5 protein-coding genes are annotated in these 14,088 nt (G+C 56.1%); 3 read left to right on the top strand and 2 right to left on the bottom strand.

Annotated elements, in window-relative coordinates; translation table 11 throughout:
• Nucleotides 1-55 precede the first annotated feature (55 nt).
• Together ESZ00_RS14200 and ESZ00_RS14195 are read right to left on the bottom strand one after the other, a co-directional pair.
• The gene (locus ESZ00_RS14200) at nt 56-4,027 is read right to left on the bottom strand and encodes a TonB-dependent receptor (RefSeq protein WP_164981527.1); all 3,972 of its coding nucleotides are present in this window, start codon (nt 4,025-4,027) and stop codon (nt 56-58) included.
• 47 nt (nt 4,028-4,074) lie between these two features.
• Nucleotides 4,075-6,876: an RNA polymerase sigma factor gene (locus ESZ00_RS14195; protein ID WP_129208990.1), complete on the bottom strand. Its 2,802-nt coding sequence runs from the start codon at nt 6,874-6,876 to the stop codon at nt 4,075-4,077.
• A 472-nt stretch (nt 6,877-7,348) separates the two neighbouring features.
• Here ESZ00_RS14195 and ESZ00_RS14190 point away from each other — a divergent pair, with 472 nt between their 5' ends.
• From ESZ00_RS14190 to ESZ00_RS14180, 3 genes are all read left to right on the top strand, one after another.
• Nucleotides 7,349-9,127 carry a hypothetical protein gene (locus ESZ00_RS14190; RefSeq protein WP_129208989.1) on the top strand — a complete coding sequence of 593 codons (1,779 nt, stop codon included), beginning with the start codon at nt 7,349-7,351 and terminating at the stop codon, nt 9,125-9,127.
• Nucleotides 9,128-9,231: 104 nt separating this feature from the next.
• Nucleotides 9,232-12,816 carry an MBG domain-containing protein gene (locus tag ESZ00_RS14185; RefSeq protein WP_129208988.1) on the top strand — a complete coding sequence of 1,195 codons (3,585 nt, stop codon included), beginning with the start codon at nt 9,232-9,234 and terminating at the stop codon, nt 12,814-12,816.
• Nucleotides 12,817-13,039: 223 nt separating this feature from the next.
• Nucleotides 13,040-14,032: a YncE family protein gene (locus ESZ00_RS14180; protein ID WP_129208987.1), complete on the top strand. Its 993-nt coding sequence runs from the start codon at nt 13,040-13,042 to the stop codon at nt 14,030-14,032.
• Nucleotides 14,033-14,088 lie beyond the last annotated feature (56 nt).

Genomic DNA, 14,088 nt, shown 5'->3' with positions numbered 1-14,088 from the left:
ACAGAGGGGAGAGGCGAACTGCGGCGTAAAAATATTTTCTTCATGTCAACCTCGCTCAGAATGCCAGTTTCAGTGCCAGCTGCAGGGTGCGCGGACGGTGGGCGTCGACAGGATGGAGAAAGGAATTACCGGTGAGGCAGTCGGTTCCGTCTCCTCCTCCCGCGCTGTAATAGGCGACTGGTCCGCCATAGCAGCTGACTTCGTTCTCCGCCTGATTGCCGAGGGTCGGATCATAGATACGGAACTGGGTGTGGTTGAAGACATTGAAGGATTCCGCGCGGAACTCGGCGTTGACGACCCCGGCTATCCGGAAGGTTTTGAGCAGAGCCATATCCCAGTTCCATCGGCTGGGATTGTTGAGGGAGTTGCGTCCGGCATTACCAAAAGTGAGGCCCTGCGGAGCGAGGAACGCTGCGGGATTCAGTAAAAGCGGGCCAAAGCTTTTGCTGTTCCTGCCGCCTGCGGGTACACGGCTGTGAGGCGAGATGCCGGAGAGATCAGGATAGGAGCCTGAGCCTACGCCGTTCGCTACGCCTGCGTTATCGAGCGCGCTGATGCCCGTCGGCGTACCGTTATTCACGACGGTGAAAGGGATGCCGGTTTCATAGAGCGTGAGACCACTGAGCTGCCATCCTCCGAGTACAGCCTTGACTGAGCGGGAATTGGCCCATGCACCGCGGTCATAGGGCTGATCCGCGGCTGTATTGGTGGGATCGTTGTCCATGAAGTGCAGGAAGTTATCAAAAAACTGGATCAAAGGCAGGTCGTAGATATAGCTGATGTGCAGGAGATGGCGCTGGTCAAAGTTCGAGCTGGCACGATTCGAGCGCAGGTTGAAGGAGTTGACGAAGGTGCTGTCCGAGCGGTCAGAGGCATTATCGAAGGAATGGCTGTAGGTATATGCGATGCCCAGTGTCAGAGGGCCGCGCGTTCTGCGGAGTGTGGCCTGGAGAGCGTTGTAGTTGGAGTTGGCGACATTCTCCAGAGCATAGATTTCACCGATGCCCGGGGCATAACTGCGCAGTGAATTCGGTGAGATGCTATTGGCGGTGGCTGACGAGAAGCTGTTGACTGCGCCGATCGCGCTGTAGCACGCAGAGACAACATTGGGATAGGCCGCATCGCCCGGGCTCACCGTCGTGCCGTTGATGAGTGTAAAGACACCTGCGGGCGAAACTGTGCAGTCACCTGTATCCGAACTTGTGCTGGCTGCGTAGTTCGCGCCACGGGTGTGCAGGGGTTGGTGGGCGGCGAAGGGATTCTTTCCCGTTGCCAGCGGAGTCAGCTGGTTGCTCTCGACCTCTGTCGTGAGATGTGTACCCTTGCTGCCCACATAGGCCACTGTGGCAAGCGCGTCGCCTGGGAGTGTGTGTTCCATGCTGAAGCTCCACTGCTGCACGTAGGGCCATACAGCTTTGGTTGGAATGGCGGTAACATTGATAGGAAAGGCCGATGGGGAATAGACACCGGATGAGTTGTCCAGGCCAATGGTTCCCCAGCCGGTAGGATTAATTTGCGTCATGCTGAGAACGATGGGGGCTGAGCCTTCGAGAGAGCCGGTGTTGGCCTCATCCGCGGTACCGTGCTCGAAGAAGATGCCGTAGCCTCCGCGCAGAGCCAGTTTGCCGGCTCCGGTCGGGTCCCAGGCAAAGCCCACGCGCGGCGCTGGATTGAAGAGATGTCCGGACATGCAACTGGAGGGGATGCCGTTCACGCCGCATCGCACGACGCCATTCACTACCAGCGGATTCACGCTGCCGTTGCTCAGATAAATCGGATAGTTTGCGCCAGTTTCAGGGTTGCGCAGACCGCCTTCTCCGTCGACTGTTACAGTCTGTGCCAGCGCTGAGCTGAAGATAGATCTCTCCCAGTTCCAGGCATTGTGATCAGCAGTAGTGAATGTGCCGAAGAGACTGAGGCGCAGGCCGAGGTTTAATGTCAGGTGCGGTGTCGCTTTGAAGTCGTCCTGGATATAAGGCTCGACGATTTGATAGCGCTGGCGATAGTGGGACTGACCACTGTCCTGCTGGAAGCTGGAGATGGCTCCATAGCCACCGGCCGGCGCGGCGTTGGTGGTCTGGCTATAAAGAAAATCGGCAAAAGCATTGCCCGTTGAGCCGATTGTGCGCTCATTGCTGAAGGTAAGCAGCCCTTGCGTGTCGCCCGTAGCTGCGCCGATGGGACCATTGATCTGATTGCGTTGAAAGACGACCCACTGGGCGCCGAATTGCAGGTGATGCCGCCCCAGCATCTTGTCGAGATTGTCGGCAAAGCTGTAGGCAGGGTTGCTGTGCTCCCATGGCATGTAGCCAGGATCGGTCGCAAAACCCAGGCCGCCATACTCTTCGTTATTGCCTGCAATCGCGACACCAGGCATCTTGGCTATACCATCGGTGCCGTGGCCGCCGTTATTGAAGATGGTGCTGAACCCGCATTCCGCTGTATTGCTGCAGCTTGTATCGAGAATCGTGGGCCGTGCCAGACTGACCGCGGGTGCGCCCTCATCCTGAAGAGTGATGTGAGAGTTGGTGTAGCTGACGACAAGCTCGTTGAGGAAGCTCGAAGAGAAGGCTCCGGAGAGCCGCGCTACCAGGCTCAGGCCCGGCGCATAGAACTTATTCCAGATGGTGGGAAAGGTGTCCTGGGTATAGGCATACTGCGGGACAGGTGTAGTTTCGCTCCATTCATCATGGATGTAGCGGAAGCTCAATTGCTGATTCGCAGGGAGAGCATGGTCGATGCGAAAGAGTTCTTCTCTCCAGTATGTCGGCAGCGAAGCGTCGGCGAGATAGCAGGATGAGCCTGTGGTGGTGCAGCCGGTGGTTGCGTTCGGGGCAGGGAAGATGCCGTTGCCAAGCAGCGCGAGTGCATTATGGTTGAGGAAGACACCGGTATTTCCTGGATAAGTCATCTGGTTGTTGTAAAAAGTGAAGGGGCTGGTGCTGTTGCCCAGGTAGAGATCGGGGCAATCCGGATACTCCGTGCGGGAGAACGATGCCTGGCCGCCATTGGCTACGGCCGGGCAAACAGTACTGAAATCTCCGTTACGCTCTCCAAGCGAGGGCACAGCCTGCCGGTAGGCATAAGGGTCTTTCTCAATGCGCGCTTCTTCAGAAAAGAAAAAGTGAGTGTGGCTACGCGCGTCATAGAGATGCGGAATCGACAATGGGCCGCCTATGGTTCCGCCGAAATCATTGCGGCGATAGAGCGGAGCGCTGTTACCCACATCGAAATAACCTTTAGCATTGAGATCCTCATTGCGGAAGAACTCATAGAGGCTGCCGTGATAGCTATCCGCACCAGATTTGGTGGTGACAATGGTGGTGCCATTGCCTGTGCTCGGGTACATAGCGCCATAATTGGAGGTGAGGACCTTGATCTCCTGAATTGCATCAATGCTGGGATAGACGATGAGGGTGCTGTGATCCTTGTTGATGCCGACGTTGAGCGTTTCCGAGCCATCCACCTGAAAACTGTTGTACTCGGTGCGGCCACCATTCACGCTGTAGGCAACGCTGCCGGCCATGCCTACCCGCGCTTCGTCCTGTTGGGTCTGATTACTGACCCCAGGAGCAAGCGCAATGAGTTGCGAGAAGTTTCTGCCATTGAGCTGAATACCGGCAACTTCCTTACCTGTGATCGTGCCACTGACCTCGGAGTTCTCTAGATGCAGCTGCGTGAGTTCCGATCCGCTCTGCACATTGACTGTCGTTTGTGCGCTACCAACACTTAACTGCACGTTGAAGATCAGAGCCTGGCCCATACCCAACGCTACGTCGTGAGCAGAAACGCCGAAGCCTGGCGATTGCACAACAATGCGATAGTGCCCGGCGGTGAGATAGGGCACAGTGTAGGAACCGGCATCGTCGGTTTCGGTATGCAGTTGCACGCCTGAGTCAAGATTTGTAACTTCCACGGCGGCATGTGGGATGGCGGCATTCTGAGCGTCGGTAACCTGACCGGCAAATCGGGCGGTCTGTGCAAGGCAGGGGAAAGTCCAAAGGAGCACAAACAGCCAAAACGACACACTGCGGAGACATCTTCTGAACCATAGGTGCATTGCTGTGTCCTGTCCTACTGGTGAGGGGACTTGATATCCGTGAGAGAAGAGTCTTGCTGGTCAGGGTGGGAAGCGGGGAAGTTCGAGGCGGCGGCTTGTACTGCTGCAGCTGAGGTGGCGAGGTCTTGCAAAATAAGTGCGGCGGAGCGGGAGTGCTCGTCGCGTGCGTAGACCAACTCTCGCGTCAGCAATTGATCGCGCTCAACGGCATTGCTGAGGTTAGCAATGGTATCGGCAGGAGAAGACTGCGAGGAGAAACCGAGGGTGGGGAAGCTTTCAATCTGCTCATGTACAGCAGAAAGCAGATGCAGCACATGCAGGCGCGTGAGTTCAGCTAATAAAGTACGGGCGCCGGGAGAGAGCATTTGTATGTCGGGGTACTGGCGCTGCAGCTCGTCGAGATGGTGATTCTCCCGCCCCAGTGCTGCCGAGGTCTCAAGCAGGATGTAGGCGAGCTGGCGGCAGCGATCCTGTGTGAGATGCTGCGAGACACAATCGTCGTCAAGGGGGCTGACCTCAGAAGAAACGGAAACAGCCTTGATCTCGGTCGGAGCAGATGAGGCTGATTGTTCCGAAGCTAGATCCTGATAACTGCGAATTTCTACCGAAACATGAGGAATTAAGCGCAGGCGGCTTGCAATCTCTTGTTTGCGCTCGTTCGTGGCGACGATGCCCTTGACCGTAACGCCCCCGACAGAACGCACGATTTCGAGACGTTCTGTCTCTGCATTGAGCTGCTGGAGTGCGAGCATCGCAGCGAGCTCGGTTACATCAAGATCCGCGGTGGTGAGCGTCGCTGGATGATAAGCCTGAGGCAGTGTAATGGGATGCGATATCGTTGTGCGAGAAGAGAGCGGCTCGAACCACTGCTCGCTTCTCGCATCCCAAGGCAGAACCTCGTAGCTCAACTCGGCAATCTGGATCGTTTCCTGATCTCGATAGACAAGGCTGCGGGCGACGGGATGCAGGTCACTCAAGCGAAGAGTGACCGATTCGCTGAGCACTGGCCCGGAGGGGGCATGAGTGGTGACGGTGATCAGACCGGCTGCTGTATGCGCAACGCTGTCCTGCTCTCCAGCGATATGATCGCGCCATGCTTCGAAGCCGGCAACGGAGAGCGGGTCGTTCCACTCAAGTCCAGCGTCGGCAAGTTTGTCGCGCAGCTCTTTCTCCGCGCTATTGATAGATTGCGGCCGTGGACGCCGACGCCCATCGATATCGCGATAGAGATCATGATGAAAGATGCCACGCGAGGAGTGAATCTCCACGCTCTGGTGAACGATACCCGGACCGTGCGCGATGCGATGCTGGCGTTCCGCACGGACACTGTCATTGAGCATGGCCGAGACCTGGATCTGCTCTTCCGGATGCGTGGTATGTTGCCAGATTGCGAGACCAGCTGCTAGGAGGACAATCGCGCTCACAGGAATTAGCGGTTGTATGTACAGCCAATTCCGTAGCCTGGTCCAAATCTGCTGCAGCTGTGAGCGGTCCGTTTTTCTCACATCCTCAAGCTTTAACTCTGCTGGGGATTCATCGTCCTGCCTGGGCCGCGGTGTGAAATTCTCGTTCCCTGCGAATACGGCACCGAACTGTGGATCGAAATAATGTGCTTCAATCAGCGCGCCTTCCGCAGTGAAGCGAAGAGAAAGGCGTAGATTACGGTCGCGGCTCAGCACGACTCCGCTTGAAAGCTCTGGCGATGCCTGCGGCGGATGTTCTGTGACTGGAAGCATTAACATCAATAGCCCTTGTTCGCTGAAGATCTCGATCAGTTCCAGCTTCTCGATAGACCGCGCCTCAACCTTAAGAATGGCGCGAGCTGAGCTGATGTCACGAACAGCAGCGACTTCTCCGTTCAACACCATGACCAGCTCTGATGGGTCGTGATAGAAAATCTCCCGCATGCGCTCCCGACCGTGCGTGAAAATACGCGCGAGGATATCCTTTTCCGACGATAGGGAGCGCTTTGAGCGCGAACGACGTCGGCCAGTTTCCATTGAACTACTCGCAGGGAGATCAGGCGGTGCAGCACCGATGCGCCGAATCTTTTCCAAACAAGCTCGACAGCTCACGATATGGGCTAACAGGTCGATATCGAGGGATGGCGCGTTGAGTGCAGCATAGCGGCGTTCAAGTTCCGTCGCGGGACAGTGACCGCATGATGCGGCGAAAATGGATTCGATCAATGCATCGGCAAATTCAGGGGAGGAAAGCGTGCTGTTGAGTTGTCGTACTTCCGGTGCGGCTCCTCGACCGAGTACCTGCATTCGCGCCGGATCAGCCAGATAGCTCTTCAGTTCCTCGCGTGCATTGCGCAATCCCAGATCGATCGCATTGCGCGTAACCCGGCAGATGGCAGCAACCTCATCTACAGCAAAGCCGTGGAAAAATCGCAACAGGAAAAAGCTGGCGAACTTAGCTGCTCGCCGCCTCCACAACAGGTATTCGAGGATTCTTCTTAAGTCGTTTTGCACCTGCATCTGGTCGAGGGTCGAAAAAGTGCGCAGGCCAATTGTGAGGGTATCGAAATCGACGACATCGAGGTTTTGCAGCAGATGGTTGCGGCGGCGTTCGGTTAAATATGCAAAACGGAGTTGCGTGTAAAGCAGAGCTTCGATGTTATCGCCGTCGATGCTGCCGCGAAGATTGAGAATGCGGACAAAGGTTTCCTGGACAAGATCCTCAGCCTGGGCGCGATCATTGTGAGAAAAATGCAGTGCCCACCGCAATAGCCATGTGTACTTGGCGGCGAAAAGGCTCTCAAGCGTCAGCCCGGAGTCGGAGTCTGGGAGGCGCGGGTGAACGAGGCGCATATGCGTTTCCTTTTATATCCGCGTGCAGGTCGTCGAATCTGTCGTATGTACGTCAACTTTTCATAATTCCCGACTCCGGCGCACTCTTTCTTATATCCGTGTGTCCCTTGGGATATCTTTCCAACCTTCATTACTTGTTTACGATGATTTATTTCCGATGTAATTCATGCGATGTTGATCGTTATGTAATGATCGCCGGTTCCATGTGGCGATAGTTTCTCGATCGGAAGCGCAGAAATAAACCAGGCGCTTCTCAGGGCCATCATCAGAGCCTGCCTCAATTACTCGCCATTCGCAAAAGATATTGAGTTATTTCTGCTGCTAAGTCTTAGTGCTTTTCTTTAAGCAGTTCGCTTCCGAACACCACACCCCAAGTCAGGCTGCGGAATGCAGCATGGATGCGTGTGGACGGCCCCCTCACCCCCAAACGGGAGTAGCCGCACAAGGCTGCTCGACCGGAGGAATTATCGCCATGAAAGTTCCGAAAGGAATTATTGCCGTTCTCGTGCTGGTGCTCGGCACCATGTTCGGGATGAACAATGCCAACGCTCAAACGCTGAAGGTTCTCACTGCCGGATCATCCGCGCAGTTTGGTCCCTTCGCCGTTGCTGCCTATGCGCTGGCCAAAGCAGGCGGCGTCACCGCTTATCACTACACCGTGAAGTCAGGCAGCTGCCCGGGAACCTCCTGCTATGCCTACTTGAATGACAGTCGCACCGTCACTTCAGGTGGAACGACTTACACCATTCCACCCGAGCCGGGTAACCTTTGGGTGTGCTGGAGCACGAATGGCATCTGGGCCTTCCTTAGCGTCGACTCGACGGTGGGTGTGCGCGCTTTCAGTGCAGTACCGCGCGCTACGTTAGCTCTGGCCGCGCTATCTTCGCTCCCGGTGAGTGCGACCACCAATTACACCTACTGGGCAGATGGAACCAATGACACTGCTCTCACCAGCACCGTGTACAGTGCCCTGAGCGGTACAGCTCTGACGGCAGCGAATACAGATATCCGCCCCGAAGATGCGCTGTTTGCCACGAACCGGGCTCTGAACAGCCTCGGTTACGGCTATGTGCCGGATCCGCGTAGCGGCCACAGCGGCCAGTACCTGATCGGCAATCCTATCGTGAGCCATTTCACTTCGACGTCGATCGCTAACCCTGTCTCTTTCGCCATTGCTGGTGGTGCCGATCCCTTCTCGGGTAGCACTGGTCCTACAGAAATCACGCTTCCCATTGGCGCGGCACCGATCGTCTTTGTCGCCAGCACCGCCAGCGGTAGCACGGTAGCCAGCGCCACCAATATCACCACGACCAATGCAGCTTGCTTGTTTAGTGGTTACGGAACTGGCGTCAGTGGTTCTCCCTCGGCCTGTTCGGCAGCGCCGTGCTCCTCCAGTTATGTATCGGGAGCCACGGGCACCATCGATCCGGTTCTCCGCGAACCTCTTTCCGGCACCATGAACACCACCCAATACACCGTCTTCGTGCCTGGTGGCGGCGATCAGGAAGCTAACATCCCCAATCCTCCGACTGCGGCCAATGATGGCAATCCTTTGGCGATTGCTTGCGGTAGTGGCCATCGCTACCGTGCTGTAGGCACAGGCGACGATGTCAACAACGTGATCGCTACACCAAACACGCTCGGCTATGCCTTCTTTAGCTATGAGTCCGTGGGTGGCGGTAAGACGGACCGCTATCTCGAACTGAACGGCTATGACCCGATCTATCCCACCAGCCATACCTACACCGGTACTTTGCCAACCTGTGCGGTGTCCGGCGGTAGCTACGACTGCCCGCTCACCTCAAGCACCGGCTTGTCCTTCCCCAATCTGCGCAACGGCGATTACACTGCCTGGTCGGTCTACCGTCTCATTACCGATTCGACCGGTGAGACCAACGCTCAGGCGCTGGTTACCGAGGCGCAGCAGTTGGTGGATAACACCATCCCTGACTTTGTGCCCTTCACTCCGGTATGCGCCACTTCCACTTCGGGCCTCAATGATCCGGGCCTCGATGTCTATCGTGAGCACTTCGTGCCTTCGACCATCGAGACCACTCCTGACACCGTATCGATCACCCCGAATGACGGTTCCCTCGGCTCGACGGTGACCTGCCGTGTCATCGCCAAGTCCCTCCCCCCGCTTACCCTTGGCGGCGGCACCGAAGCAGGCGGCGATGTGGGCGGCACTGTCGAAGGGCCGTTCACCAGCTCGCCGAGCACCCCTGGTCCCACGGAAAGCCAGCCGCACTAAGAGGCTGATTTCCATTTATCCGGGCGAAGGCTCTTGTCGAGTCTTCGCCCTGAATCTGCTTCACCAGTACGACCGATCTTCGGATTTCCTGTCTGGATGGCTTTGTGAAACTTCGTTTCCTCGCTCTGCTCTCCGCGGTATTGCGTACTTTGCTGCTTGCTTCCGCATCGCTTTTTTTGCCGCTGGCTGCCTTGGCGCAAACGAGCGGTGATACGACATCAGGCTTCGAGCCGGGGCTTATTCACTACTTCGCAGGCGATCCCAGTAACTCGAATGCGAGCTTTTCTGATGGTTCGCTCCCTACTCAGGTACCGCTGGGGAGTGTGGTGGCCACTGCTACAGATAGCCACGGGAACGTCTATGTCGCGATCTCGACGAGCCTCTTTGTGATTTACGGAGGCAATACTATTCCGCAAGCGCTCAAGAGCGTTGCAGCAGATCCGGAAACTGGCCGCATTTACCAGGTTGCCGGTTTTGGTGTCACAAGTTGCGGTGCCTGTGAAGGGCAGCCGCTGAGCCAGGTCAACATCTCAAACATCGCCGGATTGGTCATCGATAGTCAAGACAATCTCTATTACTCCGATGATGAATCGCAAGATGTCGGCACCGTGGACGTAGTGCGTAAAGTGGATGCGACTACTTCTATTGTTACCACTGTGGCTGGGCAATGGGGTGTGAACAATTCCTCTTTCAGTTCGAACATCGGCAATGGCGGTCCGGCCACCAGCGCGGTCCTCTACTACCCGGAAGACATCAAGCTTGATCCGTGGGGCAACCTCTACATTGATGACAATTTTGACGATGAAGTGCGTGTTGTCTATCAGGGAAGTGAACCGCCACCGGCATTGGCTGCCGAGGGAGTAAGTGTTACGTCCGCTCAGAAGGGCTATATCTTTAACCTCGCTGGGCAAGCTGCCTACTACTGCACAACTCTCGGAAGTTGTGGCGACGATGGTTTAGCGACTTCGGCAGGGTTAGGAGCTGAGACCTCAATCGGAGTGGATGCAGGCGGCAACGTCTACATCGCCGATGGCATGACCTCTTCCGCTGGTGCGAATGTTTCTTACATCCGGATGGTATATGCAGGTGTCAGTGCGCCAGCCGCCCTCAATCAATATCTCAATCCCGGAGGAGGCGACAGCGGTGCGCCTCAGAGCGGCTATCTCTACCCGATAACGGGGTCTGGTGCAAATCCACAATATGGTCCTTGCACAATAGCAGGTTGTGGTGATGGGGGAACGGCTGCAGATGCAATCTTTGGCTCGGGAGCCCTCCATCTCTGGCTGGACAGTCTCGGTAATCTCTATGTCTCGGACTTGTCCGCGCACGCCGTTCGCAAGATCGACGTCTCGGGTTATGCTTCGACAATTGCCGGGATTGATAACCCATCGCAGACGCCTCCAGCAACTGTGCCAGTTCCAGATGGTGGTCCGGCTGTTGGCACCTATCTGAATGCCCCTGAGCAGCTTTCCTTCGATGCGCAGGACAATCTCTACATTGCCGACGGTGGGACACTCGTCTGGAAAGCATCTCCGCTGCAGGCTCAGAATATCGACTTTTCTGCCTTTGATCCTGCAACAGTGACTTATGGGGCCAGCCCGATTACGCTAAGCGCCACAGCCAGCTCAGGATTGACGCTGCAGTATTCGGTAAGCTCGACGCCGAGCGGCATCGGCAAGCTGAATGGCTCACAGCTCCAGATCGAGGGAGCCGGACAGATCATCGTTACAGCTGCGCAACCCGGGAACGACGTCTATCTTGCTGCTACGCCGGTTTCGCAAATCCTGACTGTCAATCAGGCTTCTCTGACTGTAACAGCGAATCCGGCCTCTAAGATTTACGACACGGCAAACCCAGACTTCACGGCAACCATCACCGGGTTCGTCAACGGAGATACAGCTGGTACGCCAGGTGTCTACACCGGTGCGCCAGCCTTTACTACCACTGCTGTTACCAACTCATCGGTCGGAATGTATCCGATCACACCCTCACTTGGAACGCTGAGCTCGAAAAGCTATAACTTCGCTGCCTTCGCTGACGGAACACTCACTGTCACCGGTACACAATCGCAAACTATCAGTTTTCTTTTGGGACAGTCTTCAGTGGCCTATGGCCATGTCCCAATTACGCTGAGTGCTACGGCTACTTCGGGAGGGGTTGTCTCATTTCTGCTGCTGAGTGGGCCAGGGCAACTCTCTGGTGCGAATAACTCCATGCTGACTATTACCGGAGCGGGAACGATCGTAGTAGAGGCAGTTCAGGAGGGGTATCAGCAATATCAGGCGGCAACACCCGTAACCCACAGCCTGACAGTCACCCCAGCGTTGTTGACTGTGACCGGCCCATCCGTGGCGCTCACCTACGGTACAACTATTAATCCTGCCAGCTTCCCGGCAGCTGTCATCACTGGATTTGTGGCTGGTGATACAACGGCCACTACGCTGACTGGAAGCGCACAGTACACCACGGTAGCAGGAACGCCGAACGCGGGGACGTATCCGATTAACGTGGGATTGGGCACACTCACGCTATTACCGGCTGCGGCAGCGAACTATGCTTTTGCAACCACGGTCAATGGCACGCTCACCGTGAATCCGGCTGCACAAACCATCAATTTCAATCCAATTTCAGTCAGCCAGACCTATGGCAATCAGGTCCAGCTTACCGCGACGGCCAGCTCGGGCCTGACGCCAGTTTTTACTACGACAGGTCCAGCTTCCTTCTACAACAACATCAATAGCCTGCTTGTGCTGAATGGCGTTGGCACGGTGACGGTGACTGCCACGCAGCCGGGAAACGGTAACTATATGGCTGCGCCGCTGCTATCGCAGACCTTCACGGTGAAGCCAGCACCTCTGAATATTCAGGTCAATAATGTTGCGCGTGAAGAAGGTGCTCCAAATCCTAACTTCACTTACCAGATAGGCTGCACGCAGACTGGAGTTTCAGGCTGCTTCGTCCTGAGTGACGGGGACACCCCCAGCGTCATCACAGGTCTTCCCACAATCAGTACCGCTGCGACGCAGAGCTCGCCCCCAGGAAGCTATCCGATCACTATCGCACAAGGCACGCTATCTGCGCCTAACTACTCGCTCGTCCTTATCAACGGGACATTGACCGTTACGCAACCAGGCAGTTACGTCATCACCGCCAACCCATCGACATTGACTATCCCTCAAGGGCAGATTGGTCAGGCGACATTGACCATCACACCTGCAAACTATTACCAGGGGACGATCAGCCTAAGCTGTGGTTCACTCCCGGCAAATGTTTCCTGCGTATTCAGTCCTGCCACCTATAGTTTTCCCGGTAGTCAGAATCCGGATGGCAGCGAAAATCCCGCCCAGGGAACGCTGACTATCAATACCTCCGCGGCTGCGGTGGTCTCTTCTGTCAAGACCCTGGACAAAGGACCACGGATGGCCGGCTTCCTGCTTCCAGGTGCCTTCGCCGCATTGGTTCTGGCGTGGTCTCGCAGACGCGCTACCAGGCAGATGACGCTCTGGCGTGTCCGTGGCCTGGTCGTGTTGGGGCTCGGTATGGTGTCACTCGTTTCCTGCGGTGGTTCCACGGGGCTCGAGACGGCTGCTTCCGGGACAATAACCATCACGGTCAACGGCAGCGGAACTACACCGTCGGGTAGCGGCGCGGTTACAGCATCTGTGCCTGTCACTGTGACAATTCAGTGATATACAGGTCTTCCTGCGGGTGGAGAATTTGTGCCGCCCGTTCTTTACTTACTTGTTTGAGGGCTCTCGCATAGTGGTCCGGATGGTGCAACTCCCGCCAGGCGGATCCCAATCATCATGCTTCAGCTGCTAACCATGCTTTCTTCATGCAAAGACGGAAGGCAACGGCCTCTACTGCAGCGACTTTCCGGCGGCTGAACCCTAACCTTAAGAGGACGAATCGATGCTCAACACATATGTGAAGGCCTTTGCCGTGGCGATGCTGGCCACCTCTGCTGTTGCCGGTGCGCAGTCGGTCAAGGGTACAATCGCTCTGCCTGGCTTGCCGGAGCAACTGGCGGTCAATCCCATCACCAATCGCGTCTACGTAGCCGTGCCTAACTTCGGAGCCGAACCGTATGACACGCTCTCCGTCGTCGATGGACACACAGATGCTGTGATCCAGAACATCGAAATTCCCCCGGTGGCCTATGCGGTTGCGGTCGATCCCTTCCGCTGCCTCGTCTACGTCGGTGGCACCTATGTGGATGCCAGTGGCGTTTCACAGAACGAAGTGGCGGTTGTGAATGCCCGCACGAACACCGTGCAAAAGACGATCGCTATTTCCACTACGCCAGGCAATGGTATCCAAGGGCTCGCGGTGAACGAAGCCACCGGTATGCTGTATGTCAGCAACGGCAGCGACAACGAACTCGATGTAGTCCAGAATTTGACCGTGCAACAGCGCATCTCGCTCAGTGCTCAGCCCTTCGGAGTTGCCGTGAATCCGCTTATAGGTAACGTATATGTTGCGCTGGTTGATGGCAATGTCAGCATCATCAATGCCAAAACGAATCAGATCACTGTTACTACGCCCTTTGGAGCCTCCGATGCAGGTATTGCGGTGAATCTTCTCACCGGCAACGTGTATGTTGCGAATTCTGTCAGCTATCCAGAGTCCGGATCGGTCGGAGCTCTCAACCAGAGTGGGACACTCGAGGCTATGATCCCAGCTGGCTATGCGCCCCTCGGTATTGATGTCGACTTCGGGACTAACCTCATCTTCGTAGCGAACAGCCAGTCCAATACTGTCGGGATCATTAGCGGAAAGACCAATGCAGTGACTGCGACGCTGCCGGTCTCCAGTCTCTTTCTGGCAGTAAACCCGGTGACACAAAAGGTCTATGTAGCTCCCTCAGCAAACACTCCCATCCTGACTGTCGTAAATGAAAAGTAAGCTTCACGCAAATTAAAGAGGGAGCAATAGGAGTTGCTCCCTCTTTGACTTGCAGC

The organism is Silvibacterium dinghuense, from assembly GCF_004123295.1.
Taxonomy (GTDB): domain Bacteria; phylum Acidobacteriota; class Terriglobia; order Terriglobales; family Acidobacteriaceae; genus Silvibacterium; species Silvibacterium dinghuense.
This window is presented reverse-complemented; position numbering and strand designations above follow the sequence as displayed.